The organism is Candidatus Nitrosopumilus sp. bin_68KS, assembly GCF_054095825.1.
This window is the reverse complement of sequence record NZ_JBSWSP010000027.1, coordinates 39709-66262: the sequence shown is the minus strand read 5'-3', so window position 1 is coordinate 66262 and position 26554 is coordinate 39709. Positions and strand designations below refer to the sequence as shown.

The 26554-nt window shown below is 31.9% G+C and carries 25 protein-coding genes and 1 pseudogene; 16 read left to right on the top strand and 10 right to left on the bottom strand.

All coding sequences use genetic code 11. The features are described from left to right. Positions 1 to 443: pseudogene (locus ACW9W3_RS09935) on the top strand (DNA-binding protein); the annotation flags it as partial. 216 nt (positions 444 to 659) lie between these two features. Here the strand turns inward: ACW9W3_RS09935 and ACW9W3_RS09930 are convergent. The 3 genes from ACW9W3_RS09930 to ACW9W3_RS09920 are packed head-to-tail and all read right to left on the bottom strand — an operon-like array spanning position 660 to position 3038. Next, positions 660 to 1280: a LysE family transporter gene (locus ACW9W3_RS09930; RefSeq protein ID WP_457765987.1), complete on the bottom strand. Its 621-nt coding sequence runs from the start codon at positions 1278 to 1280 to the stop codon at positions 660 to 662. Between the two features lie 53 nt (positions 1281 to 1333). Continuing rightward, positions 1334 to 2047, bottom strand: a complete 714-nt coding sequence (locus ACW9W3_RS09925) for a proteasome assembly chaperone family protein (RefSeq protein WP_457765986.1) — start codon at positions 2045 to 2047, stop codon at positions 1334 to 1336. 49 nt (positions 2048 to 2096) lie between these two features. Further along, positions 2097 to 3038, bottom strand: coding sequence for a deoxyhypusine synthase (locus ACW9W3_RS09920; protein WP_457765988.1), 942 nt, complete (start codon positions 3036 to 3038; stop codon positions 2097 to 2099). A gap of 103 nt (positions 3039 to 3141) precedes the next feature. On the opposite strand from ACW9W3_RS09920, the gene ACW9W3_RS09915 reads away from it, so the two are divergent. After that, positions 3142 to 4236 (top strand): inositol-3-phosphate synthase, encoded by a 1095-nt coding sequence (locus ACW9W3_RS09915; RefSeq protein ID WP_457765985.1) that lies wholly within the window; start codon positions 3142 to 3144, stop codon positions 4234 to 4236. Here ACW9W3_RS09915 and ACW9W3_RS09910 read toward each other — a convergent pair whose 3' ends face one another. Next, positions 4237 to 4971 (bottom strand): carbon-nitrogen hydrolase family protein, encoded by a 735-nt coding sequence (locus tag ACW9W3_RS09910; protein ID WP_457765984.1) that lies wholly within the window; start codon positions 4969 to 4971, stop codon positions 4237 to 4239. 626 nt (positions 4972 to 5597) lie between these two features. Here ACW9W3_RS09910 and ACW9W3_RS09905 point away from each other — a divergent pair. Then, positions 5598 to 9122, top strand: a complete 3525-nt coding sequence (locus ACW9W3_RS09905; RefSeq protein ID WP_457765983.1) for an AAA family ATPase — start codon at positions 5598 to 5600, stop codon at positions 9120 to 9122. Here the strand turns inward: ACW9W3_RS09905 and ACW9W3_RS09900 are convergent. Further along, positions 9119 to 10084 (bottom strand): ABC transporter ATP-binding protein, encoded by a 966-nt coding sequence (locus ACW9W3_RS09900; protein ID WP_457765982.1) that lies wholly within the window; start codon positions 10082 to 10084, stop codon positions 9119 to 9121. The genes ACW9W3_RS09905 and ACW9W3_RS09900 overlap by 4 nt on opposite strands. 95 nt (positions 10085 to 10179) lie before the next feature. Here ACW9W3_RS09900 and egtD point away from each other — a divergent pair, with 95 nt between their 5' ends. Then, a complete protein-coding gene (egtD, locus tag ACW9W3_RS09895; protein ID WP_457765981.1) occupies positions 10180 to 11229 on the top strand; it encodes an L-histidine N(alpha)-methyltransferase in 1050 nt (349 codons plus the stop codon). Here the strand turns inward: egtD and egtB are convergent. From egtB to ACW9W3_RS09880, 3 genes are all read right to left on the bottom strand, one after another. Then, positions 11200 to 12507 carry an ergothioneine biosynthesis protein EgtB gene (gene egtB, locus ACW9W3_RS09890; RefSeq protein ID WP_457765980.1) on the bottom strand — a complete coding sequence of 436 codons (1308 nt, stop codon included), beginning with the start codon at positions 12505 to 12507 and terminating at the stop codon, positions 11200 to 11202. The two genes, egtD and egtB, sit on opposite strands and share 30 nt — an antisense overlap. Positions 12508 to 12715: 208 nt before the next feature. Then, positions 12716 to 14158 (bottom strand): proline--tRNA ligase, encoded by a 1443-nt coding sequence (gene proS, locus ACW9W3_RS09885; RefSeq protein WP_457765979.1) that lies wholly within the window; start codon positions 14156 to 14158, stop codon positions 12716 to 12718. A 75-nt stretch (positions 14159 to 14233) separates the two neighbouring features. After that, positions 14234 to 14518 carry a hypothetical protein gene (locus tag ACW9W3_RS09880; protein ID WP_457765978.1) on the bottom strand — a complete coding sequence of 95 codons (285 nt, stop codon included), beginning with the start codon at positions 14516 to 14518 and terminating at the stop codon, positions 14234 to 14236. A gap of 118 nt (positions 14519 to 14636) precedes the next feature. Here ACW9W3_RS09880 and ACW9W3_RS09875 point away from each other — a divergent pair, with 118 nt between their 5' ends. After that, on the top strand, positions 14637 to 15764 hold the full coding sequence (locus tag ACW9W3_RS09875) for a tyrosine-type recombinase/integrase (protein ID WP_457765977.1): 1128 nt from the start codon (positions 14637 to 14639) through the stop codon (positions 15762 to 15764). Here the strand turns inward: ACW9W3_RS09875 and ACW9W3_RS09870 are convergent. After that, entirely contained in the window at positions 15761 to 16228 is a 468-nt protein-coding gene (locus ACW9W3_RS09870) for a hypothetical protein (protein WP_457765976.1), read from the bottom strand. The genes ACW9W3_RS09875 and ACW9W3_RS09870 overlap by 4 nt on opposite strands. 201 nt (positions 16229 to 16429) lie before the next feature. Here ACW9W3_RS09870 and ACW9W3_RS09865 point away from each other — a divergent pair, with 201 nt between their 5' ends. The 3 genes from ACW9W3_RS09865 (at position 16430) to ACW9W3_RS09855 (ending at position 18567) form a co-directional block, all read left to right on the top strand. Then, positions 16430 to 16618, top strand: a complete 189-nt coding sequence (locus ACW9W3_RS09865; protein WP_457765975.1) for a hypothetical protein — start codon at positions 16430 to 16432, stop codon at positions 16616 to 16618. Between the two features lie 12 nt (positions 16619 to 16630). Next, on the top strand, positions 16631 to 17506 hold the full coding sequence (locus ACW9W3_RS09860) for a hypothetical protein (RefSeq protein ID WP_457765974.1): 876 nt from the start codon (positions 16631 to 16633) through the stop codon (positions 17504 to 17506). Positions 17507 to 18132: 626 nt separating this feature from the next. Beyond that, positions 18133 to 18567 carry a hypothetical protein gene (locus ACW9W3_RS09855; RefSeq protein ID WP_457765973.1) on the top strand — a complete coding sequence of 145 codons (435 nt, stop codon included), beginning with the start codon at positions 18133 to 18135 and terminating at the stop codon, positions 18565 to 18567. A gap of 351 nt (positions 18568 to 18918) precedes the next feature. Here ACW9W3_RS09855 and ACW9W3_RS09850 read toward each other — a convergent pair whose 3' ends face one another. Beyond that, a complete protein-coding gene (locus ACW9W3_RS09850) occupies positions 18919 to 19062 on the bottom strand; it encodes a hypothetical protein (RefSeq protein WP_457765972.1) in 144 nt (47 codons plus the stop codon). A 135-nt stretch (positions 19063 to 19197) separates the two neighbouring features. On the opposite strand from ACW9W3_RS09850, the gene ACW9W3_RS09845 reads away from it, so the two are divergent. The 8 genes from ACW9W3_RS09845 to ACW9W3_RS09810 all read left to right on the top strand — a co-directional run bounded on the left by ACW9W3_RS09845 (position 19198) and on the right by ACW9W3_RS09810 (position 26510). Next, entirely contained in the window at positions 19198 to 20700 is a 1503-nt protein-coding gene (locus ACW9W3_RS09845) for an anti-phage dCTP deaminase (protein ID WP_457765971.1), read from the top strand. A 261-nt stretch (positions 20701 to 20961) separates the two neighbouring features. Next, positions 20962 to 21663: a matrixin family metalloprotease gene (locus ACW9W3_RS09840; RefSeq protein WP_457765970.1), complete on the top strand. Its 702-nt coding sequence runs from the start codon at positions 20962 to 20964 to the stop codon at positions 21661 to 21663. Positions 21664 to 21736: 73 nt separating this feature from the next. After that, positions 21737 to 22174 (top strand): hypothetical protein, encoded by a 438-nt coding sequence (locus ACW9W3_RS09835; protein WP_457765969.1) that lies wholly within the window; start codon positions 21737 to 21739, stop codon positions 22172 to 22174. Positions 22175 to 22715: 541 nt separating this feature from the next. Beyond that, positions 22716 to 23009 carry a hypothetical protein gene (locus ACW9W3_RS09830; RefSeq protein ID WP_457765968.1) on the top strand — a complete coding sequence of 98 codons (294 nt, stop codon included), beginning with the start codon at positions 22716 to 22718 and terminating at the stop codon, positions 23007 to 23009. Between the two features lie 41 nt (positions 23010 to 23050). Beyond that, the gene (locus tag ACW9W3_RS09825; RefSeq protein ID WP_457765967.1) at positions 23051 to 24019 is read left to right on the top strand and encodes a hypothetical protein; all 969 of its coding nucleotides are present in this window, start codon (positions 23051 to 23053) and stop codon (positions 24017 to 24019) included. Between the two features lie 114 nt (positions 24020 to 24133). After that, a complete protein-coding gene (serB, locus tag ACW9W3_RS09820; protein ID WP_457765966.1) occupies positions 24134 to 24784 on the top strand; it encodes a phosphoserine phosphatase SerB in 651 nt (216 codons plus the stop codon). A gap of 34 nt (positions 24785 to 24818) precedes the next feature. Further along, on the top strand, positions 24819 to 25544 hold the full coding sequence (gene cofE, locus ACW9W3_RS09815) for a coenzyme F420-0:L-glutamate ligase (protein ID WP_457765965.1): 726 nt from the start codon (positions 24819 to 24821) through the stop codon (positions 25542 to 25544). Positions 25545 to 25595: 51 nt separating this feature from the next. After that, on the top strand, positions 25596 to 26510 hold the full coding sequence (locus ACW9W3_RS09810; protein ID WP_457765964.1) for a PHP-associated domain-containing protein: 915 nt from the start codon (positions 25596 to 25598) through the stop codon (positions 26508 to 26510). The last annotated feature ends 44 nt before the right edge of the window (positions 26511 to 26554 follow it).

The following is a 26554-nucleotide window of genomic DNA, read 5'->3' as shown; positions in this document are numbered from 1 at the left end:
GCTCGGAGATGTGTATAAGAGACAGACCTGAACCAACACCAGAACCTGAACCAACACCAGAACCTGAACCAACACCAGAACCTGAACCAACACCAGAACCTGAACCAACACCAGAACCTGAACCAACACCAGAATCAAAAAATGATGCTTCTGAACCTCACCATCCTCCTGAAGAACGTGATGTAATTTTTGTTGGCACTAAACCTATCATGACTTATGTTTCCGCAACCTTGACTCAACTTTCTACTAGGCCTACTGTAACAATTAAAGCTAGGGGGAAAAGAATTACACAAGCAGTTGATGTTTCTCAAATGATTGTAAAAAGAATGGATTCTGTTGGGTATGTTATTAGTGATGTAAGAATTTCTTCTGATTCTCTTACCTCACAAGATGGGAAACAACGAAATGTTTCTACAATGGAAATTGATATTTCAAAAAATTAGTTTAAAAAATTTAATTCTATTTGTAATGCTGATCTCAATCATTCTTGTGCTTCTTAGTTTTAGTGGAAATTCATGTGGTGTTCAGCATATATTGATACTAAATGATATTTCCTCCTACGAGAAATCATTTGATCCTGAGTTTTGTGAAATAATTGTTGAAAAAATTGATTCATTTAATGATTCCTGTGAGCCTCAGATTGAAATCCTGGATTGTAGTTAGTATATTGAATCAGTCAAGAATACTATTCCAAAATACACTAGTACAAAACTTAAACAAATCATCAAAACTTTGTAATTTCTATTTGATAATATCTTTGAACTTTTTGATGCAAGAAAAGAAATAACTCCCAACCATGCAAAATCCATCCATATGTGTAAACCAAATAAAATCACAATTCCTGCAAATGCCCAAATTAACATTGCATCTGAAATTAATTTAAAACCAATTGTGAGCCACCAAATAATAAAAAATGGATTTAATGCACTAAGTAAAATTCCTGTAATTAGTGGGCCTTGTTTTGGTTTGATTTCTGAAATTTTTTTTCTTGATAATATGGTTTTAATTTGAAGGAATGCAAATACAAAAAGTGTACTTGCACCTAAAATAGAAATCATTGTTCTAAATTCGGGAAATATTTCTAAAGAAAATACCCCCACTCCTAATAATACGATTAATGGAAATTCTACAATTGAATGGCCAATTGCCATCTTAATTCCTGATCTTATTCCTCCTCTTAGTCCATATGATATATTTGCTGCAAAAAGTGGCCCTGGTGCCATTACCCCTGATGCTGAAATAGCGATAACTAATACTGCAAATTCTAAAAACTGTTCCATTATCTACTGATTACAAGAAATTAAATGCTGAATTAAACATTAATTGAAAAAATCTATGTATACATTGAATCTTTGAACTGATTAGTTTCTACTTGTGCTTCTTTAATTACCTCTTCAGCTTTTTCAGCTTCCTTTTGCAATGATGCTATGTTACATGAAGCTCCTGGAATTAATTTTGACATTGCCATACAAAGATTTGCACTTGATTTAAAATCTGGTCCTTCTCCTTTTGTATGAAAAACTATCACTACTACATCTTGTTTTGAAATACTTCCTTCATTTAGCAAAACCCCTGGAATGCCTGGAACAGTACCATGTTCTAATACTTTTAATCCTGTATCTCTTATTTTCCCCCTAGCTGACTCTGTACTGCCTATTCCAATCATTTCCTCATTCCCATTAGGATCTTTTACTGCAACACTACTTAGAATTAATTCAATTTTGTGTTTTTTTGCCCATTCTAGCATTGTTCTAGCTGTAACTCTATGCAAAGATTGTTCAAGTGTTAGATATGATAAAAAAATTCCTACTTTCAGATCTTCATTTACAAAAATCCTAGTTGGGAAATTTGGTTTTCCATTTTTTATAACGCTTATTGGTGGAAAACTTTCTGAATCAATAATCCCTGCTAATTGAAAATTTGATGTGTGTATCATTGATTCTGTTGCAATTGCACTACTAAATCCTACTGATGGGAAACCATCAATTAAGTAACCGCCTTCTAGATTCGCAGATTTTATCTCTTTAATTTTAATTTCAGGAGTCAATAGAATGTCTTTGTTGTGATTAGATAATAGGTTTTATCTAGTTTCAAAACTATTTTTGTAATTTTTTAATTAATGCTGCATAAATAAATGGCAAGATTGTGGTTACTTCTGCGTGTAGTGTTGCTTGTCTGGCTTTTTGTGTGACTTTTCCCCATGAAATTGCTTCTCTTACCAACGCTCCACTCAGACTTCCATCGAATTCTTGTGCAGTAGTAATGTAAAATGCATAATCTAACCCTTCTCTATATTGATTCCACCATAATGTGTGGTGTTTTGAAATTCCACCACCAATCATAAATGCTCCTGATTTTTCAGCTTTGAAAATAAATCCTGAGAGCAAATCTGCATCTCCTGTCATGTTAAGTTTGAAATCACTGTGTTTTTGTGCAAAAAGCCAAATTTGACTCCCTACTGCACCATCCATTATTCCTGGAACTACAACACTAACATTATTTTTTTGTGCCCAATAAAGAAATGAATCTTCACCTAAATGCTTTCCAATCATCTTACAAATCTCTGCAGTAGTCATTTCTTTTACTCCACTTTGGTATTCTTCTTCTAAAAATGCCTGCATCTTCTCTTCAATGAGTGGACCGTAACTATCCATTGGAACCAGTACATTTCCTAATCTGTGGATGTTTTGATTTGCCAATTCCATATCGTCCATTGTAAATGATCCTTCTTTGTAATTTGAAAAGTGTCTTGCAATGTCATGATCTAATGCACCACATGTTGTAATTGCAACATCAAACCATTTGTTTTTTATCATATCTTTGATTATCCCTCTTAGTCCTGTAGATACCACTGCACCTACAAATGAAACAAATCGTAAACATTGTTTATCTGAAATCATCTCTGATAAAATCTCCAATCCGTCTGACAGGTTTACTGATTCAAATCCCCCGGATTGAGATAACTCTTTAAAAATTTCCACTATTGATGTACTTGAATCAATTTCTATGTCTTTGACTGGACGACCTGACTCTACCATTAGTTTGGTTGTTGTTGCCAAGTATAAAATTCTGCCTTCGTGAAATCATTTCATTCTATAGAGTAAGAAAACTTTAAACCCGCCTAATAATACCAAATTTCAAATGGCTGATAGAATTAAAGTTGGGTTAGTTGGCATTGGAAATTGTTTTGCTGGTTTAATTCAAGGCATTGAATATTATCGAAAAAATCCCTCACAAGAAGTTACTGGAATTATTCATGAAAAATTAGCAGGATATGGTATCCATGATATTGATTTTGTCTGTGGTTTTGATGTTGGTGAAAATAAAGTTGGTAAGCCTCTTCATGAAGCAATTTATGCATTTCCAAACATGGTTGATTGGATTGCTAAAGACGACTTGCCACACAATGATGCAATAGTCTATGAAAGTCCAATTTTAGATGGAGTAGGTGTTTGGGTTGAAAATAGAATTAAACCAATTGAAAATCCAAAATCTGTAGAACAAATCACTGAAGAGGTAAAAAAAGTAATCAAAGAATTGGGTGTTGAAATTATCGTATCTTATTTACCTGTGGGATCAGACAAAGTTACTGAATTTTGGGCTCAAATTTGCCTTGATACTGATACTGCTTTTGTTAATTGTATTCCTTCCTTCATTGCATCTGATGAAAAATGGGCAAAAAAGTTTGAAGAAAAAAATATTCCTTGTATTGGTGATGACATCAAGGGTCAAGTTGGTGCAACAATTGTACATAGAACGCTGGCAAAATTATGCAGCGATCGTGGAACTAAAATTGAAAAAACTTATCAAATCAATGTTGGTGGAAATACTGATTTTCTAAATATGAAAGAACAAGATAGATTAGCTTCAAAAAGAATTTCAAAAACAGAAAGTGTTCAAAGTCAACTAAAAGAAAGATTAGATGATGATCAAATCTATGTTGGTCCGTCAGATTTTATTCCATTCTTAGGTAATACCAAGTTAATGTTTATGAGAATTGAGGGTCGTCAATGGGCAAACATTCCTTACAATATGGAAGTTCGTTTAGAAGTAGATGACAAAGCAAACTCTGCTGGAATTGTAATTGATGCAATTAGATTAGCTAGAATTGCACTTGATAGGGGTGTTGGTGGTCCAATTAAACCTGCGAGTGCTTATTTGATGAAGCATCCAATAGAACAAACTTCAGATGTTTTAGCAAAATCTGAATGTGAAAAATTTGTTGCAGGAAAATAATTATTGAAAAGTATTTGAATCTGAAAATCTGATTTTTCTACTTGCTTCGTATTTATGCAATGAAAATTTTTTGCTCTTCTGACTCTCTCCTTTTAGTTTGATCATTTTTGTTGTGATGATTTTATTATTCTCTGATAAATCTATGATTACACTACTTCCACCGTATTTTTTATTTTCTACATTTGCCGCAAGAATGGGTATTCTGTTCTCCAATGCTCTAACCTGAACATACATCTGCCAAGGAATAATCCCTCGTCTTACAATTCTACTGGGTGAAAATAGTACTTGAGCCCCTTTCTTTGCAAGCACATTGGCAACATTGGGAAATATCATGTCATAGCAGATAATTACTCCAAACTTACATGCAGTGTTGAAAATTTTAGCCTCTTTTCCTGGTTTTACATTATCTCGCTCATAATCAAAAGGGTGGATTTTTTCTTGTCTTCCTATAAATTCACCCTCAGGTCCGATAATGGGGGCAATTATTGATGGATTTTTTTTGATTTCATAAAATGCTCCTGGTATAATCGTCATTGCAAAATCTTTGGCAATTCTCTTAAATTCTAAAAATTCTAAATCAAAATCTTTGATTTTATTGTTCTTTAACCATTGTTCTGGTAGACATACTATCTCTGTCTCATTTTTACCTAGTTTTTTTAAGATCTCAGATGTTTTTGATATTCCTTTTTGATTGGAATCATAAGACTTTGTTTGAATCAATCCCAATTTGACCATAAACTTAGACCTCAGAATTGGTAATTATAGGTGGCTCTAAAACCTCCAAGTTAGAAAGTTTCTATTTCTATCTGTTATTTACTATACTGACTGTTTAATACAAACAATCTATATTATTTATCTTATTTTAAAAAATCATTTTAGAGTACATTGAAATTCTCAAAAAATTTATTCTTATTTATGGCTGGATCTATCGTAGGATTTATCACCACTCCTTTGATATAATTTATTTTAAATTATTATAATAAGCGATCATCTTGTATCTATAATCATCTCTGTTTGTTTTTAGCACACACACAAGATGTTAAGATATTTTTTATCATAGTTAGTTTATCACCGTCCTATCGTTTGTGTGCTTCAGGTGCTCAAGGGAAATCCCGATGAAGCCTGAAACCACTTTTTAATTTTAAAAAGTACAATATATTGTGCTGAATTCTTGATTTAATTGGTAAGTGATGCTCAAATAAAATACAATGCAAATCACTCTGCTTTGAATCACTGACTATGATTTGTTTTAACGCCTAGCCGCTACGAAAAATATGATAACAAAACAAGAAAAATTACTCAATTATGTCAACTAAACTTGTTAACCATCGATTATCCTATCTAATGCAAAATTGTTGTTATTGGTTCATGTAAAGAAAGTTGAGATCTTTGGTTTCAAATCATTTGGGTTTAAGAATACTACAGTTCAGTTTGAACCTGGGCTTGTTTCAATCTCTGGTCCAAATGGATCTGGTAAAAGTAACATTTTGGATGCCATTATTTTTGCAATGGGTGAAAATAAACCCAAAGTTATGAGGGTCGATAAACTTCGTTCATTAATTCATGATATTGAGGGAAATCGTCGTGGACCTAAAATGGCAAGATCTAGTGTTCACTTTGATAATTCTGATAGAAAAATTCCAGTTGATTCTGATCAAGTTGAAATTACAAGAGAAATGGATGAAAATGGGGAAAACACCTACTATCTGAACAAAAAGAAAACCAATCGAAGCCATATACTTGATTTACTAGATATGGCAAATGCTGGACTTGGCCAACTTAATGCCGTTCAACAAGGCACTGTAACTAGAATCTCTGAATTTACATCAGAGGAAAAAAGAAAAACAATTGAGGATTTAATTGGATTATCTTATTTTGATGAAAAAAAGACAGAATCTGTAAAACAACTTGATGAGGCAGATAGACGATTAGAAATTGCTCTAGCAAAAATGGGAGAAATTAAAAAAAGAATAGATGAACTTGAAGAAGAACGAAACCAAAAATTGCGACACGATATTTTAGAACGTGAATTAAACCGTTACAAGGCAATATCTGCTGCAAATAAAATGAAAATCATTTCTGAGCAAAAATCTTCAAAAGAATCTTCTTTACATACTCTTACTGCAGAAATTACAAAATTTGACGAAGAAAGAAATGCCTTGCGAGCAGAAATCGAATCTCTTGAAACTGAAAAATCACAATTGATGATAGAAGCTAATGATTATAGTCAAGCAAAAGCTTCGCTGGATGTTGAAATAAGCTCTGCAATGGAACAATATGAAATTGATAATAGTGCAATTTCTGCATCAAAGAAAAGAATTCAGCAAATTGAACTTCGAATTCCAGAAATAAAAAATGAAATTGAAGAGATTAATCAAATAAGAGGTGATATCAATTCACAAATCGATAAAATTAAAGAATCAATTGAAGAAACAAATTCAAAGAAAAGTAAAATTAATGCTGATTTAGAAATTATTGATTCGCAAAGAAATGATGTTTTAAATGCACAATCAAAAGCAGCAGCTAAAAAATCTGAAATTGATAATAAAATTAAATCATTAACAAATGAATTGAATCAATCCGAACTAAAATTATCTAAAATCCAAAATGAAAAAGATGAATCAATAATTAAAATAAAAACTAATTCTACCAAGTTTACCGAATTAGAGGAAGATATTACAAAACTCTCTGAATACAAATCTCAATTAGAATCTATGATTAATAATCATAAAGCAACAATTTCTGAATTAAAATCACGAATTTCAAAATTACGTGAAAGAAAATCAAAAATTAACACTGACATGGATGAATTAGGATTAATTTTAGAAAAATCTAGCAAGGCTGCAACTCAATATGAATCTAAAATCAAAACCGTAAAAGGATTCATGCATGAAGATTATACTGTTGCAAAATTAAAAGAAGATGCTGAGAAACTTGGAATAGAAGGTTTAGTATATGAAATGATTTCTTGGGATAAGAAATACGAACGTTCTGTGATGGCTGTAAGCTCTGATTGGATTAAAGCAATTGTTGTAAAGGACTTTGCAACATTACTTGGAATTGCCGAAGTAGCTAGAGGTAAAAATTTACCAAAATTAAAAATTATTCCACTTGAGGCAATTCCTCAATTTAATCTAAAATTACCTAAAGAATCTGGTGTGATAGGTGTTCTTGCAGATTATGTAACATGTGATGAAGCATATTCTGCACTCAAAACATTCTTGTTTGGAAATATTGTCCTTACTGAATCTCGTAAATCTGGTTATAATGTATCTCAAATGGGTTACAAAGCAGTAACTCTTGATGGTGAATTCTTTGAAGCAAAAGGAGGAACCGTTGTAATCGACATCAATTCAAAGATTTCTAAACTTACCAAATTAATTTCAATGAGTAGCGATATCGATGGATTATTCCAATCTATTGGTTTAATTAAAAAATACATGTTAAAGAAAAAATATTCTTTAAAGAAATTAGATGACTCTATCCAATCCTATTCTGATAGACTATCCGTCTCCGAAAATTCCCTAACATCAACTAATGAAAATTTTGAAAATCTAAAATCGAGAATCGGTTCCGCAATTACCATGAAAGAACAATTAACAAAAAGAATATCTGAATTAACTTCAAGAAATACAACTATTGAATCTGAAGTATCTACATCAGAGTCACACGTAGAATCACTACGCCAACGTATTGCTATTGTTGAGGAAAACTATGCTAGTGGGGAGCAAACTAGAATTGCAAATGAATTATCCAAAATCAATCTAAAGAAAGCAGAAATTGAAAAACTTTACACTACAATAATGAATGAATATCGTGATAAATCTTCTCAACAAACTACATTACAAACTCAAGATAATCGAGAGAAATCTCAATTAGTTCGTTTGTCAAATGAAGAAAGTTCTTTGAATTTAGAACACAAAGAATTAGAGCAAAAAATTCTAGATTTAGAAAAACAAAAAGAATCAAAGAGTGAGGTCCTTGTAAAATTAAGGGAAAAAGAACAAGAACTGATTTCTACCTCTGGCTCGTCAATTGAAAATTTAAAAGAATATGATGATAAACTTAAAATTTTATCTGAAAAAGATAGAGAAATTACAAAACAAATGAATTCATTGGAACGACAAACTGATTCTTTGAATAGAGATTTGCATGATTTAGTTGAAAATGAAGTAAAGTTGCAACAACTTCTTTCTGCATTTGGATTTAGCAAAGATATGGAAACATTCGATGTGGAATCCATTGTTCATGGTCTGACTACAGAACTAAATACCCTAAATTCACTAAATGCCAAGGCTCCAGAAACCTATCTTGAAGTCTCATATGGATATCGTTCCATGTCCACACGAAAGAATTCTCTTGAGGAAGAAAGAAATTCTATTGTTAAATTTATTGAGGATATTGAGAAAGATAAACGACAAACATTCTTGGATGCATTTGATAAGGTCGATAAAGAAATCCGTTTAATTTTCAATAAAATGACTGAGGGCAATGCTTGGTTAGAATTACAAAATGAAGATGATATCTTCAATTCTGGAATTTCTTATCTAATCCAATTCCCTAACAAACCAAAAAGAGAATCAACATCGATTAGCGGTGGTGAAAAAACGTTGGCAGCTATTGTATTTGTTCTTGCATTACAAAAACTAAAACCATCTCCATTTTACTTATTTGATGAAGTTGATGCTCATCTTGATGCTCCAAACTCTGAAAGACTAGCAAAAATTTTAGAAGAAAGATCCAAAGAAAGCCAATTCATTATGGTTTCACTCAAAGATTCTGTGATTCAGAAAGCTAAATTGATCTACGGCGTATTTCCAAAGAACGGCGTTTCAAATGTTGTTACTTACAAAGACAAACGAATGCCATCTGTCCAAACTTCTTAGTCTAGCTTTATGTGACATGCAGAATATTGACCCTCACTAATTTCTAATAACTCTGGCTCTACAATACATTTTTCTATTACATATGGACATCTTGCTCTAAATCTACACCCTTGAAAAACATCTTCATCAGTGGCTTCTTTGATTCTGATCTTTTTCACTCTCTTTAAATTATCTGGATCCGGTTCTGAAATTGCGTCAATTAATGCTTGAGTGTATGGGTGCTTTGGTTTTAGCAAAACTTGGTTAATTGGACCTCTTTCTACAATTTTTCCATGATACAAGATTGCTATTTTTTGCCCAAAATATCTGGCAGTTGCCAAATCATGTGTAATATAGATAAATGAAATATTGTATTTTTTCTGTAATTCGTGCATCAATTCAAGCATTTCAGCTCTAATTGAAACATCTAACATTGAAACTGGCTCATCAGCAATGATGATCTTCGGTTTTAATGATAGTGCTCGTGCCAGAACTATTCTTTGTCTTTGTCCTCCAGATAACATATGGGGGTATTTTTTTATTATTTCATCAGCAGGTTCTAGTTTTACTTCCTGCAACACTTCGATTACTCTCTCCACTCTGTCTTGTTTATTGCCAATTTTGTGTATTTCTAAAGGCTCTGCTATAATATCTCCAATTTTCATTCTTGGATTAATGGAATCATATGGATCTTGATGAATCATTTGACAATTCATTCTGATTTTTTCCAAATTCTTTTTTCCATTATCTATCTCACGTTCTTCAAAAAAGATTTTTCCTGAATCTGGTTCAATTGATCTGAGAATTAATTTAGCTATGGTTGATTTTCCAGAGCCTGATTCCCCTGCTATTACTAGAACTTCTCCTTTTTGAAGTGAAAAAGAAATATCATCTGTCGCCCTAACTGTTACTGTTTTTCCACTAAACATACCTTTTTTAATAAAATATTTTTTTAAATGCTCTACTTTTAGAATTTCAGTCAATGATTATCTTTGAATAAAGAAGTATATCAAGAAATATAATTTAGGCGTAAAATTTATGATAACGAATTTATGTTAAATAATATCTGAATTAATACTTGAATAACACTTTACAAAAAAATCTAGATTATAAGAAATTCATAGTTGATGATAGACTACAATATTTCAAACCTCATGCAAGTAAAATAGAAAAAACCTTTGCTGAAGAGATTTCTTTTAGTTTGAATAGAAATGGTAAATTCATTTCTCCTAAATTCTTTTATGATAAAAAAGGCTCAGATTTGTTTGAAAAAATTTGTACTTTGCCTGAATACTATCCTACTAAGACTGAAATTATGATTTTAAATAAACTCAAAAATGAATTACCTTCATATCTCGATCAAACTTTTAGGGTTGTTGAATTAGGCAGTGGTGCTTCAATCAAGACACGAATAATTCTTGATATTTTTTCAAAATTATGTGAACATGTCGAATATTTTCCTATCGATATATCTGAGATTCTTGCAGAAAGCTCTGAGGATTTATTGAGAGATTATGAAAATTTGCATATTACTGGAATAATCGATACCTATGAGGGTGGTTTAGAATTTCTAAAAAATTATGATAATAAAAAAAATTTAATTTTATTTTTGGGTTCTAGTTTTGGAAATTTCTCGCCCAATGATGGTCATGAATTTTTACAAAAAATAAACTCTACAATGAAAAAAGGCGACCTCTTTCTAATTGGACTTGATTTGGTAAAGGATAAGCAGATTTTAGAATCTGCCTATGATGATTCACAGGGAGTCACTGCCGAATTTAACTTGAATGTTCTTTCGAGAATAAATGATGAACTAGATGCAGATTTTAACTTGAATAATTTTTCACATCATTCACTTTACAACGAAACTGATCAAAGAATTGAGATGTATCTAAAATCTCTAGTTGATCAATCTGTAGTGATCTCAAAATCCAATCTTTTATTAAATTTAGACAAAGATGAATTAATTCATACTGAATATTCTCACAAGTATAGGTTGTCTCAAATTCAAAAACTTCTTGATGATGTTGGATTTGAAATTAAACATACATGGTTAGATGATAAGAGCCACTTTTCACTAACTTTGGTATCTAAAACTTTAGATGTATTCTGCACATCTAAAACCTGAAAATAACCAACGTTCATCCAATCTGAAAAAATTCCTATAACTTCCTCTAATTGACATTTCTGGAGTGGCAAAAGACCCTCCTCGCAAAACTTTTTGATTTGTAAACCATTTGTCATTGTACTCATCGAATCCTGATTTGAATCCTGGATATCCTGTAAACTCTGATGAAGTCCACTCCCAGACATCTCCAATCATCTGTTGACATCCGTATTGACTTGCACTATTAGGATATGTGCCAATCTCTGAGCATCCCCAAATATACGATTCAAGTAAATTACATTTTCCATTTGTTGGTTTGTCGTTTCCCCAAGGATAGATTGTTTTTTGATTTTTCCCCTCATTCCAACATGCAGCTTTTTCCCATTCTGCCTCAGTAGGTAGTCTTTTACCTGCCCACTTACAATATGCATCTGCTTCATAATAACTGACATGGCATACAGGTTCATTTGGATTGATTTTTCTTATTCCTAAAAAGTCTCTGACATTCCATTCGTCATTAATTTTCTCCCAATACATTGGTGACTCCCAACCATTTTCCTTTACTTTCTCCCATCCATCTGATAGCCAAAATTTGTATGTCTTATATCCTCCATCCTCTACAAATTTTAGATATTCTTCATTTGTAATTGGAAAGATATCTATCTTGAAATCCTTTAGATACACTTTGTGTTCTGGAAGTTCAATATCATAACAGAAATCATTACCATTGTAGCCCATAGAGTACAGCCCTCCATCAATTCTAACTGATCTCTTATCCTGTTTGCTTTGTTTTGGTATTTTATTTTTCTTGACTGGATGATATTGTTCTGCTAACAGATGTTGCAAGTCATATACTAGAAGCTCTTGATGTTGACACTCATGATGAAATCCCATAATTATTAATCTCATTTCCTCAGAACTGAGATTTTTTGATTCGATAAAGCGCTCTACTCTTTGATTAACTGTGTTAAAGTATTGAAATATCTGATCAACTGTGGGTCTTGATACCACGCCCCTTAATCCTTTATCATGTGGAACTCCAAATTGTTGATAGTATGAATTAAGATATTCTGAAAATTCTTTTGAATAAAACTCATAATTTTTGTCCAATTTACTCATTATTGCCTCATAAATCCAACTTACATGACCAATGTGCCACTTTGGTGGGCTCATAAATGATGCAGTCTGAACTCCAAAATCATCTTTTTCTAAAGTTTTCACAAGTTCCAAAGTCCTACTTCTAATTTCTCGGAATTGATCTAGTGGCTGCTTTTCTTGTAATTCTTGATTACTGGTCAATATTTTTGATTTATTTTTTCTACTATTATACCTGACCCTGATTTCAATGATGAAAGTCTTGTAACTTATGCTGCTGCAAGAAGGAAATATGTTGTTATTTTGATTTTTTTCATGGATGACAAAGTCCTCTTTGTTTCAGTAGATCCTAATGTAGAAATTGACAAAACTCCTACAAACTTCTGGATATTTGTTCCTAAAGAAAAGTTGCCTAATATCCTCTTGCAAAAATTGGAATTGAAACACTCTGCTCTTGGCAATACATGCATTTTTCATTTGAATTTTCACTATCAAATGGAATTACTCGAATATCTGCCCCTGTCTCTTCTTTGATTTTCTCCTCACATTCTAATTTTCCACACCAAGGAGCATTGAAAAATCCACCCTTCTCAATTTTTGATTTAAATTTAGAATAATCTGAAATATCCATGGTATTTTTTTTCGCCTGTTCTTTGGCGTTTTTTAACATCTCATTTTGAATTTCCTTCAATATTGTGAAAACATTTTCAATTTCATTAAAACTCAAAGTTGATTTTTCCCTATTGTATCTTTTTGCAATTACAATGCTTTGTTTTTCAATATCTTTTGGTCCTATCTCAATTCTTAATGGAACTCCTTTTAATTCCCAATCATTAAATTTGTAACCCGGAGATAATTCGCTTCTATCATCTACATGTACTCTGATTTCTTTTGTTTCTAATTCTTTTTTAATTTCCTCTACTTTGGATAGGACTTTTTCTTTTCCTTCTTCATTTTTGTAAATTGGTATAATCACAACTTGAGTTGGTGCTACATTAGGCGGTAACACTAACCCTTTGTCATCACCGTGTGCCATTATCATGGCCCCAATTAATCTCCATGAGACTCCCCATGAAGTCTGCCAAGCAAAATGCTCTACATTATCTTTATCTGCAAATTTAACTTCAAATGGTTTTGAAAAATTTTGTCCTAGAAAATGAGATGTTCCCATCTGCAATGCCTTTCCATCTGGCATGATTGATTCCATTGTAGTTGTATATACTGCACCTACAAACTTCTCTTTTTCGCTTTTCTTTCCTACTGTTACTGGAATTGCTAATTCTTCTTCAACAGTGTTTTTGTAAATCTCTAAAATTTTCATTACTTCTTTTTCAGCTTCTTCTTGAGTTGTGTGAACTGTGTGACCTTCTTGCCACAAAAATTCTGAGGTTCTTAGAAATGGTTTTGTTGCTTTAATTTCTGCCCTTAATGCTGTATTCCAAAAATTTATTTTTAATGGTAAATCTCTCCAACTTTGAATCCATTTGGCATACATAGTATATGCCAAAGTCTCCGATGTTGGCCTTAGAGCAAGTTTATCTCCAATTTCATTTGTGCCTGAATGGGTTACCCAAAATACTTCTGGATTAAATCCTGCAAAATGTTTTTGCTCTTTTCCTAACAATGATTCTGGGATTAATATTGGTAAAAATCCATTCCTTATTCCATTTTTTCCAAATTTTTTATCAAATGTACTTCTCAATGATTCCCATATGGAGTACCCATCAGGTCTTAGAACAATTAATCCTTTAACAGGTGCATAATCTGCCAGTTTTGCTTTTAGAACAACTTGAGTATACCATTCACTAAAATCTTCATTTTTTGAAACTGTAATTCCTACATCCTCTTTACTCAAACTAAAAGTCCAAGAATTAATTTAACTAATGAGCCTTTCGTGAGAATTATACTACTGTAAATTTATTTCATAATTTTAAAGTGCGTCCCCTTTACAGAGAACTTTACCCATTACTCTACTTTGGAAATTTGGACACACAAAGCACTGGATAAATTGAATTTCTTCTTTTAAAACTGGACAGTCTACATATTCCTGTTTCATTTTTTTGAGCATTTTTGGACTAACTCCTTTAAGCTTCAATTTCCCTTTTTCATCCATCATGCCTGATGCTTTTAATTCATCTTTAACTTCTTGAGGCAGTTTCTGTCTTCCTTCTTTCTCGTTGATCTCAACTTCGTATTTGTGTTCTAATTCTGCCATGTTATGCCATAAAACAAACGGTGATTTATTACTAGCGTTTTTTTGATCTCAAAAAAGTTTAAACTTTAATACTGTTGATCATTTCGATATTAAATACCATAATTCTATTTAATAACACATGAACAAGAGCAGAACAATTACCATCTTTGAGGAATACCTACAATCTGAAAAGACGATAGAGCATTATGCATATCATATCAATCGATTTGCAAAATATTATAATCTTGACTCTTGGGATTCAGTTTTAAGTCTAGAATCTACGGATTTAAAGGAAAAAATTGAGGATTATATCATTAATTACAAGAATCAGGGTAAGAGTGCCAACTACATCAGAGTAATTACATTTGCACTACAATCCCTATGTGATTCAAATGAGAAAATGGGGATTAATTGGAAAAAGATTAGAAAACTATTAGGCAAAAAAACACGGCCAAAGAAATCAAGACCATACACTACAGATGAAATTAAACGTATGCTGGGTGGTGTTAAGGGTTTAAGAAATAAGGCACTGATTCTATTATTATCTTCAAGTGGTGTTAGACGTGGAGCGATTCCTAGCATGCGAATTAAAGATTTGAAACAAATGCCACATGGTTGTCTAGCCATGACAGTTTATCCTGATACTGATGAAGAATATACCACATTTATCAACAAAGAAGCAAGTGAATTTCTTTCACGATACCACGAACAAAGAAAACATGATGGTGAAGAACTAACAACAAATTCCCTTGTCTTTCGTTCAATTTACAAAAATGCAAAATCCAAAGTAAAACTATTAGATGAAAAATCAATCTCTAATCTTATTCTTAGAGCAAAACATAATGCAGGAATTGACGTAGACGATGCCCCAAATCTTCTAGTTCACGCATTTAGACGTAGATTCAATACAGTTCTAAAGCTTCAATCTAATGCAAATCCTACACTAATAGAACGATTGATGGGTCACGACCAAAAACTAGACAATTCCTATTTTCAACCAACAATAGACCAATTATTTGAGGAATATCAAAAAGGAATGGCAGATCTTACAATAGATGATAGTGAAAGATTGTTAGTAGAAAGACAGGAAATGCAAGAGGAAATTAACCGATTAGAGCAAGAAAAATCAAAGAATAGAGAATTAGAGAACAGAATATCTGAAAATGAGGCACAAATGAAAGAGCTATTCAAAATGATTAGTTCTGGAAAGGCAGGCATAATCAAAAGTGAAGATAATGAGATTCATGTTAAACTAAATCAAGATTAAATGTATTTTTGCCAAACAAAACCTTTCCGAATAATACAAAGTTGGGCATTTCTAATGGTCGAAAATATACCATCAACATATTCAGGTTTTAAGGATTTGAGGTTGATCTCTTCGGCCTCTTTAATTGCATCATCTATCCAAAACTTTATGTCTGTTTGGACTTTCTCGCTTTGAAAGTTTTTGTCATCTTCAATCATTGTTTGAATTTTTTTTAATTTTTTTAGAGATCCATCAAAATTTCCTAGATAACAGAATTTTGATTTTCTTTTTCCGTTCTCATAGACGTAATGATGGACTCTGTAATATTGGCCTCTAGGCCTTCCCGAAGTGTCATAATCCTTGTGTTTTTGATTTGCATTTCGCCTACTCCTTCTGCGTTGTTTCTTTCTAGGTGATTCTAAGACTAAGTGGCCTTTTTTGCCACACTGCTTTCCATCTTTCATCCAAGGACAATCTACTAGCATCTTATTTGACCCTCATTTGACTACTCATCATATTTGACTACTCAACTAATAATAGTTCTCTATACCTAAATCGTGTAACTTATTGTAAGATGTTGGGACAAATTACAATAATCTACTATTGTGGAAAATGTGGCAATAAACTAGATTCTAACCGATATTGTGTTTCTTGCAAGTATCAATTCGATAATGGAGGAATTAACCATGAGTAGTATGTGTCGTGGTGAATGTGAAACAAACAGAGAGGGTATTCATTTTGTAGCAATTAGACAAGTTCGTTATGACAAAGGAATGGGTTCTTGTATCAAATGTCAAAAGGCATGGACTACTAATCAAAGATATTGTCATTGTTGTAAATCGAAAATGAGATACAATAGACGAGATAAAAATTAAGAAATTTTAGACATGAATCTCCTCAAAGATAATCCAAATGAGCATCTTAACCCCGATTTTAACACCGCATTAACACAGTGGACTAACACGTTAGGACATGTATTAACACAAAAAGAAACTAAAGTGGTTAAACTTGGATACAAGATCAATGTACTCAGTGGTAGGGTGTTTGATTACACTGACTTTAAAGATATTGTAAATCATAATTATTTTCGAGTTATAGTTTGCAAACTTAAACCGATATTTATTCTTGAAAATAAATCGGACAAGGCCTACTATAGACTTCAAGGACTATACACAGACAAAAAACTAACACAGTGGTACACGGATACCTCAGAAAATAATAGGATCTTTGGAACTCTTGATCAATTACTATCATTAATAAAACATCGACCAGCAATGATTCATGATATTCACATAGATACTAAAACATCAAATCTCTACAATTCACTATTGCAATCAGGACATAAACCAAATCCTGACAACAAGAAAATAATCATTCCTCTAAAGAATAATCCGTTAGTTGATTCTCACGTACGACTTACTCTTATTGTTACTTCTAAAGATACTCTTACCTTTACTATTGGCTGTACTTTTAATCCAATTCCTTATGATGCTTCAGGATTTGCAAAACTCTTTGATATACTTGGCCAGATGAAAACTATTCTCAAGATTAATGCTGGTAATAATTTTCAAATTTGTCCTGTATATGATTATCATATGAGATATTTTCATTTTAACAAAGATTCTTTAGAATATAATTTCCCGCCTGGATTTACTCTTAATTTGGTCTATAATCATGTGCAAATCTACCAAAAAAAATTGGATACTGGAAAATCTGTTATCCGATATGAGGAAAAGAAAAAAGATGTATTTCTTGTCAAATAATCAAAAACAAAATTAAGTCAAACGTATACGTAAAAAATGAGAATTATAAAATTAATTTCCAAAATTAGGCATGAACTATGAAATCATTACCCCCTCAGGCACAGTTTAGGCGTAAAAAAGAGCAAATTTAGGCAGGCCTAGTCGTCAAAAATGGGAATTTAAAAAATTAGGCATGAATAGGCGTCAAAAAAGGCTGTTTATTCATGGTTTATGTGTAATTTCAAACCATTTTGAGTTTATTTTTTAGTGATAATTTTCTAATTTTATAAATAAGATTATGAAAACATGATAATTCTAGTAATTATCATAATCGTATTTGTTTTGTTTTTTATTCCAACATCGATTATGGGAAATATTGAAGTTGATGAAATAAATAAAAAACTGTTCTATACTTGGAACCTTTCTATTTTCAGTAACATTGGATGTAATAGAATCTGAATTTTCATATACATATTTGATTGAAAACGTTCAATCAAGTTGTAATGCTCTCAAAAACACCATTATTTACTAATGTTCGGAGCTCCACCAATTGGGATTTTGGGGTATTTTCTGCGCCAAAAGGAAAATAATGGATTGATTTTTAGTTTCTAAGAAATGTTTATACTCCAATAAACCACTAAATTACCATGTCCCTTGGCTCTTATACAAATTTCATAGAACCTACACAGATTCCATCAAACATCATTTGGATGTTATTGGGAATACCTGTGAATTATATTCTAAAACGATTGTGGGAAAGACATCCAATCAAGTTCAATCGTGCAACAATTAAAAAATTATTCCAGATGATGAATCTATTTGGCAGAATATTCCATTTTATGGGAATTATGTATTTCAATAGTTTTATGAATAAATTACATATTAAGAGATTCGATAAATGGTGCAGTAAGCAAGGTATTGCTGATTTATTCAAAGGGTTCTTAATATTTCGTAAAATAGAGCCAGAAGCTGCGGATACAATGTTAAGAATTATTAAAAGATTTGAGGAACAATATCGAGTAAACAAAATAACAGGATTAAACACAAAACCAGATTTATCAGATATTGAAAAAGAAAAATAAAAAAATTCAAGATTTGGAGTTACACAGTATTGAAATACTAGGATTTTTATTTTTTAATGATGCTGGGAATTTTCATAGGATTAGGAATAGTGGCTTTGATTTTACTCGGTCTTACGATTGCCTCGATGAGCAATTCTTTTGTGAATCCATAAGTATTTTTTAAAACCAAGGCATACACTTGTAAAAGATATCAAATTATTTGAACCCAAGCATAAAATCCATAATTAAGAGAGATTTTGCATTCTATGAAAAAGAGGTTTTCAGGCATGTCTGAAAGACACTCATCCAAAGTTCTCATTTGACTCATCTATGAAAATCTAATGTGTTTTCGAATATTAATAACCGCTGTGTTTAGAAAATAGATTCGATTAATTGAGTACAAGCTTGCGACGCTTGTGCAAGTAATGTATTCAAGGTAGTTCCAATCCCGATCAAAGTTCCCATTCCAGTACCTCCTCCAAAAAATGCTATGTGGTGTTTATGATGTTTCTTCACAAAACCCTTCACTCTTTTTTGTATTTATTTAGAAGTTATGTCATAATACCCATGTGTTTTTTAAATAATGTTGTAGATTTACCTTGAAAAATTGAAATAGCCTTATACCAAAGTATTTTTTAAAAATATTACTTTATGACAAAACGAGAAGAACAACAGAAAGATCAAGAACTGTTTTTTGGAATCATCAGCCCTGTTGGAGCTCTTAAAACAAAAGTCACTAACTCTCTTGAAACCAAACTAATCAATTCAAATTATCAAATTAAGAATGTGAAAATCAGTGAACTTCTAAAATCCATTGATGGGTTACCCATTAATGTTATCGAAACAAACACAAGTTTAAGAATTAACTCCTTAATGGATAGAGGAAACAAGATACGAGAAAAACTTGAAAATGGTTCTGCATTGGCACAAGCAGCTATATGGAAAATTAGGGGTATTCGAGAAAGTGTGGTGAATCAAGAAACACCAATTCCTAGAACTGCATACATAATTGATTCGTTAAAACATCCTGATGAAGTTGAGTTGTTAAGAAAAACTTATGGAAAAAGTTTTTGGGCCATCTCTGTTTACACACCATACCAAGAAAGAAAAAATGAGTTGGTAGAGAGCCTAAAAAACACTCACTATGATGAAAATTACGAAAATGCAGCAGTTGATTTGTTAGATAGAGACCAAGAAGAGAGTGGTGATTACGGTCAAAACATTCGTAAAACATTTCCTTTAGGCGATGTATTTGTCGACACCGATCCTCATAAATTAGATTCATCAATGGAACGAATCTTAAAATTAATTTTTGGTTATCAATATTCTAGTCCTACGATTGATGAATATGGCATGTTTCTTGCACAAGCAAGTGCGTTCATGTCTGCTTCTTTATCGAGACAAGTTGGTGCTTCTATATTGACTCAACGTGGGGAAATTATTTCAACAGGAACTAACGAGGTTCCAAATCAAGATGGTGGCGTATGTGGTGAATTTTTTTGTGATGATAAACGTGAACATGCAAAAGGTAAGGATTACAATACGCAAAGACGTAATTTTATTTTGGGTGAATTTCTTAAGATTTTAAAAACTGAAGAATGGTTGAGTCCTAATAAACCTGAAGATGCGAATCAATTATTAAAAGAAGCATTGGACAATAAAGAGATTAAAAATTCAGAATTAATGGACTTGACAGAATTTGGTAGAGAAACACATGCAGAGATGACCGCTTTGCTTGAGGCTGCAAGAAAATCCATTGGCGTAAAAAATTGCCATCTTTATTGTACTACTTTTCCTTGTCATAATTGTGCAAAACACATCATTACTGCAGGCTTGAAAAAAGTATTCTATATAGAACCATACCCAAAAAGTATGGCTGAAGAAATGTTTGGAGATTTTATTGTGATTGATGGTGCAGATTCCGAAAAAATTGAATTTAATCCATTTGTGGGAATCTCTCCCAGACGATTTATGGATGTATTCCAATGGCGTAAACGTAAGAATGATGATGGGACAAAACTCCCCTGGGCACAATCTAATTCGAATCCTAGATTTTCTGATGATCCTACTGCGATCATAAGAAAGGAATCTAATGAAGTTTATTGGTTAGATAAAGACATGAGATCGGCAGGATTGAAATGGTGTCCATCATAATTTTGAAAATGTTGACAAGAATGTTAATAATATCTTAAAATTCTTGGTAGCACATGGTCACTGAAAATTTTAAAAAAGTTATTGATGATATCAAAAATAGTATTGAACAACGCCCAAAATGGGAGCAAGATTACTTAAACCATAATTCAGAAACCGATTAATTCTCTTCTTTTATTTTTACCTGATCTGTGTTTAGCAAAATTTTGGTTGCTACTCTGATCTATACAATACGCTTAAGTTCATAATTTTTTTAGTCAAATCATGAAAATTTCAATTGGCGTGTTTATTGTAATTATGATAATTCTGGCAATTGGAATTATTGCCTTAATTGATGACGATGACGGAATAACATCATATTATGTTGAACCATTCCCATCACTGCAAAGTTATGCAGTGATTTATGATGAAAATTCCAACATCATTAATGAAATTACCCATGATTCGTTTGTTGAATGGTCAAAGATAAATCCAGATCTCATATATGAACAAGTATTTGATGAGTCTAAAGCAGACATTAGAATACATTGGACAAAAGATACAAAATACAAAAGTCAAGAACAATTTGTTCCTAGATTAGATAGTGTATTCACAACTTCAAAGACATTGGGATATACGGAGCCGAACTTTGGCAAATATGATATTTTTTTGGATTATGTTGATCTTAACTGTGAACGAGGAGATGCATTCATTTCAAAAGAAACTCTGAAATATACACTAACGCATGAAATCGGTCACACATTAGGTTTAGACCATTCATCAGATGAATCAAACATTATGTATGGCACTGACAATCCGGACTCTTTTGATAATTTGGGTTATGAAATTCCAACAAATGGTGGAGAAAATTTTTGGCATGTAGGAGAAAAAAAAGCAAGTGAGTTATATGATTCAACAGGAGAAAAAATATACTTAGACCAAATCTATTGCATGCATGGGTTTAAACTCACAAATATTCCAGAATGACATGTCCATTTTGGATTCTAAACTCTTTTGAGAATAGACAGTAGGCTTAAGTTGATACAAAAACCATGCTTGTATGGGAAACTGTTTTTCTTGTAACAAAAGAATGATTGGATTTCTTAGTTATGGAAGTAGAAAAGATGTTTTGAGAAATGGGTATCAACCACCTAACGAAATGAAAAATAGTGATAAATTGTGTAAATCTTGTCTTTTGGAAATTAAACATAATCAAACTCAGGGCAGAACGTATAACAATTCAGTTAACATGATAGGACAAATGATCTTAACAGTATTTGCTCCAGGATTATCTGCTTTACGAATTGAAAAATGGTGGAGGTTTGCAGGCATTAGTTTTTTACTTGATATTGCAATTATTGGTAGTGCTATTACTATTGGTGCCATGACAGAAAATTCCTTTTTCTATGTTTTAGCTTTGATATTTTATTTCGTTTCTCCTTTTGATTTTTATTTTATTCATAAATGGACTAAAGAATGGAATGAAAATGCAATTTAGATTCTAAACTCTTTTCAAAAGAAATTATCCAGTCTAACCAAATGAGCAATATGCCAAACACACCTTCTATGATACCAATTTTCATGTCTTATTCGTGCCTCATCAAATGGCAGTTGTTTGTTGCAACATGAGCAAAGTATTATCATTATTTCTGAATAATTTTTTGAATTAAAGAGAGTTGGTTATTCTAAAATCTAACTTTTACAGCTAAAGATTATAAAATAACCTATACTTTTAGGCTCAAAATTTCCTAGATTCACTCTTATGATTTGTAATATGCTTGGATGTTATAGCGAGGCCTTTACTCAGGTAATGCATTATTATTTTGAGGAGGGGGTTAGACAACCTTTTGCAAAGTGTATCATGCGGTTTTGCAGTATTCACGCAAAGATGATCAGTGAAGATGATGTAACAACAAGGGTTCAGGTGTTAAATTGAAAAAGATAGATATTGATATCAAGGACAAGGACTATCTTGACTTTTTGTCAATAGCAATTGAAGACCAGTTATCAGTTGAAGAAAAACTCAAGGCTATAATCCGATGGCACATCATAACTTATCGAAACAGACAGAAATTGAAAAATCAGAAATTGAACATCTAGATACGATAGAAAAAGATGAAAATCTGTATCAAGTCATGAAAGTGCTAAAATTCAATAGATTAAGAACTGCCATTTTGAGTAATTCTATTGAAGAGATTGGAAAATTCAAGATAGTAGAGAGACGGGTGAATCTGAATGCGGATAGAAAGAGATTATGGTTTGAGGATTTGAGAGATGTTAATGATGGTGTAATGATTGATTCGCTACCGATATCACTGAATTATTTTGCTTAGATAAACACTAGTCTTATTTACTTATATCAAAAAATTTGGTTATGGGTAAACATAAAAAATCAACTTTTAAAAAAACAAGTTTACCTTCACATGAAAAAAGTTCAATAAAAAAAATATATTGGTTTTTTCTTGGATTATGCATAGTTGTAATATTCATAGGTGCAATTCAATCAATTTATGCACTGACCGGAGGGTATGTAGAAGAAATTTTAAAGCCATTTCCACTATGGAAACAATATCAGGTAGGTTTCACCACGGTAGATTTACCTGGCAAATATGTAACTCACTATGAATATCTTCATGGGTTGGCTAATGTGAGAGGAGATCTAAATCTTTCAAGTACAAATTTTAGTGTAAAAAATAAAATCCATGTAGACATAATTTTAAGACCTGAACTTAGAGAGATGGGATATGAGACAGCTAAATTCACTGTTGAAAACCCGCCTTTTAAAAATTCAACAATAGTAGTATATGATGGACATAAATTTCAAAAATTAATGGATACTTTCCCACAACCATTTTTCATTGTGTTTATAGGTGCAGAAAACATTGAAAATATTGAAAAAGATAATGATCGATTTGCAATAATTAACGTAACAAGAAATTATGATAAAGTGTATTTTGAGGGCTCTGGAGATATTAAGTATGAATTAGATGGTGAAAGAACTATTCTCTTTCTGGATCCGACCCAATTAAACGAATACATGGCATTACGAAAAGAATTCACATCAGACATTATTTCATTTGATATTATTTCTGCTCCTAAACAACCTGATTTTCCAAATGTATCGTCAAATTCTACAATTTATGCATTCAAACATAGAGAGTCATACTCCAATCTTCTCGATGGAAAAACCATTCAATCTATCGACATTAAATCAGAAGACGCATTTGACGAAATTAACTTAAAAAATATTGCCTATGCAACACCTGGTTTTTTTATAATTCCAATAGGATTAGCTTTTCTTGTAATGAGTTTTAATAAAATCAAAAATCAAAATAGGTCATAATTTCCAACAAACAATCAATCCATCACTGATTGGCTATGAGATCGGGGTTTAATTACGAAAAGTTTACCCTCAACTTTAATATAATTAGCAATTTTTTTCCAATTCAGAAATCCATTGCTTGCAATTTTTGATGTTGAAGGTGTTTTATATGATGAAGAATATCTTCCTATTCTTGCAGAAAAACTCAACAAAGAAGATGAGATTTGGGAAATAACCAAGCAAGGAATTCAAGGTAAAATTAACTGGGAAGAAGGTTTGAAAACAAGGGTTGCTGCACTTAAAGGTCTTGATGAAAAAACATGCCAGGAAGTTGCTGACGCATTGCCTATAATGACTGGTGCAAAAGAACTATGTAGAGTTTTAAAATCCGCTGGATGGAAACTCATGGCAGTTTCTGGAGGATTTACATTAATGATGGATAGATTACAAAAAGAATTGGATCTTGATTATGTTTATTCAAATGAGTTGAAATTCAAAGATGGGAAATTGGATGATGTTGTAATTCATGTTGATTCTGATAAATCAAAGTCTGCTAAAATAAAAATTAAAGAGTGGGGTGAGAAAAAAGAGAATATTGTTTGTGTTGTTGATGGGGCAAATGATGTAAAATTATTTGACATTTGTGGATTGGGTGTTGCTTATCGGGCTCAGGATTTGGTGAAAGACTTGGCTACCACTACCTTGGAAGAAAAAGATCTCTCAAAAGTTTTAGATATTATCAACAAACATTACAAAATGGAACTAGAAACAATTACTCCTGCCTAAACAATTTTTTAGTCCATTTTTTTAGTACTTTTACTTGGAAATTATTCCTATTCTAATTGAAAAAGAAATTGAACCCTCTGATGATATATCTGAATTGATATTGAAATCTTGTCAATTACATGATGGTGATATTTTAGTAATTGCACAAAAAATAATATCAAAGCAAGAAGGAAGAACTGTCAAATTATCAACTGTCAAGCCCTCTATATTATCCCAAGGAATTGGTTCTCAATATCAAAAAGATCCTCGTTTAATTGAATTGATTTTATCTGAAACAAAACGAATTGTGCGAATGAAAAATGGGATATTGATTGTTGAAACAAATAATGGATTTATCTGCGCAAATGCAGGTATAGATGAAAGTAATGTGCAAGATGGACATGCAACTTTATTGCCCATAAATTCTGATATTTCTGCAGAATCAATTCGTTACAATATTCTAAAACAAACTAACAAAAATGTGGCAGTAATTATTTCTGATACTTTTGGACGTCCTTTTAGAATGGGTCAAACTAACTGTGCCATAGGTATTTCTGGATTAAATCCGATAATTGATTATGCTGGAATGCGTGATACATTTCAAAAGATTCTACGTGTAACTGCAATTGCTATAGCTGATGAACTTTCATCTGCAGCAGAACTAGTAATGGGTAAATCATTAAAAATCCCAATCACTATAATTCGGAATTACTCGTTTAAAATTGAAGACCATATCATAGATGAATTAATTCGGCCTGAAAATGAGGACCTTTTTCGATAGTTCATTTTTTCAATAGGGTTAATAATCAAAAGAAGCCTATGTTATGTGAAAATGTCAATTACTGCTGAACTACATTGTCACAATTCATTTTCAAATTTTCATGTGGGTGAAGGTGAGCCATCACATGATTGTGATGTTTCAATACGTGATCAGCTTGAACGTTCATTAAATTTGGGATTGAATGCAATTTTTGTAACAAATCACAATACCCTTGATGGTTACCGTCAATTACTTGAATACAAAAATGATCACGAGAAATTCAAAAAAATTAATGTTTATCCTGCCGAAGAAATAACAATTGATAATGGGGCACATGTCTTGGCCTATGGAATTCATGATGAAATCCCTGCTGGAATACCTCTTGAAGAACTAATTGATAAAGTACGAGATCAGGGAGGTGTATCATCAGCACCACACCCATTTGGTCTAATTAACGCATTACGTGATAATGCAAAAAAATGTGATATGGTCGAAGTCTTCAATAGTAATAACGTTGATATTTTATCTAACGCTCGAGCAACTCGATTTGCTTTAGATAATAATATGACTCAAGTTGCTGGTAGTGATTCACATGTTTTGTCAACTCTTGGAAGATGTGTTAATTTAATTGATTCAGAAAATAACCTTGATGATATTTTACACGCAATGAAATGTGGACACATTGGTGTTTCTCAAACAGGCTATACGTTACAATCAGAAACACTAGATCATTTAAAATACAAAATTAATAATTCTAAAGAATATATTTTTGATTATATTTCAGAACATTACCCAAACACAAAATGGCTTTTCACATTATTACTGCAACTATATGATTCAAATCAGAATAGTCCTGTGTGGCCTTTATTCTACAGAATAGCAATTTATTCGATGAAACGAATTTCACAAAAAATCAATTTTCAAAATCAGGATCCTAGTTTTTTGAAAGATAGAAATCTTGCGACTATATTCAAAATGGCATTGTAACATAAAGTAGGACAAGCTAAACTCGAATAGATTTTAATATGACA

Excerpts from the sequence above, each read along its gene's own strand:
- ACW9W3_RS09930 (WP_457765987.1), bottom strand. The coding sequence starts at position 1,280 with ATGGAACAGTTTTTAGAATTTGCAGTATTAGTTATCGCTATTTCAGCA.
- ACW9W3_RS09920 (WP_457765988.1), bottom strand. The coding sequence starts at position 3,038 with ATGGTAGAGTCAGGTCGTCCAGTCAAAGACATAGAAATTGATTCAAGT.
- ACW9W3_RS09915 (WP_457765985.1), top strand. The coding sequence starts at position 3,142 with ATGGCTGATAGAATTAAAGTTGGGTTAGTTGGCATTGGAAATTGTTTT.
- ACW9W3_RS09910 (WP_457765984.1), bottom strand. The coding sequence starts at position 4,971 with ATGGTCAAATTGGGATTGATTCAAACAAAGTCTTATGATTCCAATCAA.
- ACW9W3_RS09880 (WP_457765978.1), bottom strand. The coding sequence starts at position 14,518 with ATGGCAGAATTAGAACACAAATACGAAGTTGAGATCAACGAGAAAGAA.
- ACW9W3_RS09875 (WP_457765977.1), top strand. The coding sequence starts at position 14,637 with ATGAACAAGAGCAGAACAATTACCATCTTTGAGGAATACCTACAATCT.
- ACW9W3_RS09870 (WP_457765976.1), bottom strand. The coding sequence starts at position 16,228 with ATGCTAGTAGATTGTCCTTGGATGAAAGATGGAAAGCAGTGTGGCAAA.
- ACW9W3_RS09865 (WP_457765975.1), top strand. The coding sequence starts at position 16,430 with ATGAGTAGTATGTGTCGTGGTGAATGTGAAACAAACAGAGAGGGTATT.
- ACW9W3_RS09860 (WP_457765974.1), top strand. The coding sequence starts at position 16,631 with ATGAATCTCCTCAAAGATAATCCAAATGAGCATCTTAACCCCGATTTT.
- ACW9W3_RS09855 (WP_457765973.1), top strand. The coding sequence starts at position 18,133 with ATGTCCCTTGGCTCTTATACAAATTTCATAGAACCTACACAGATTCCA.
- ACW9W3_RS09845 (WP_457765971.1), top strand. The coding sequence starts at position 19,198 with ATGACAAAACGAGAAGAACAACAGAAAGATCAAGAACTGTTTTTTGGA.
- ACW9W3_RS09840 (WP_457765970.1), top strand. The coding sequence starts at position 20,962 with ATGAAAATTTCAATTGGCGTGTTTATTGTAATTATGATAATTCTGGCA.
- ACW9W3_RS09835 (WP_457765969.1), top strand. The coding sequence starts at position 21,737 with ATGGGAAACTGTTTTTCTTGTAACAAAAGAATGATTGGATTTCTTAGT.
- ACW9W3_RS09830 (WP_457765968.1), top strand. The coding sequence starts at position 22,716 with ATGGCACATCATAACTTATCGAAACAGACAGAAATTGAAAAATCAGAA.
- ACW9W3_RS09825 (WP_457765967.1), top strand. The coding sequence starts at position 23,051 with ATGGGTAAACATAAAAAATCAACTTTTAAAAAAACAAGTTTACCTTCA.
- ACW9W3_RS09810 (WP_457765964.1), top strand. The coding sequence starts at position 25,596 with ATGTCAATTACTGCTGAACTACATTGTCACAATTCATTTTCAAATTTT.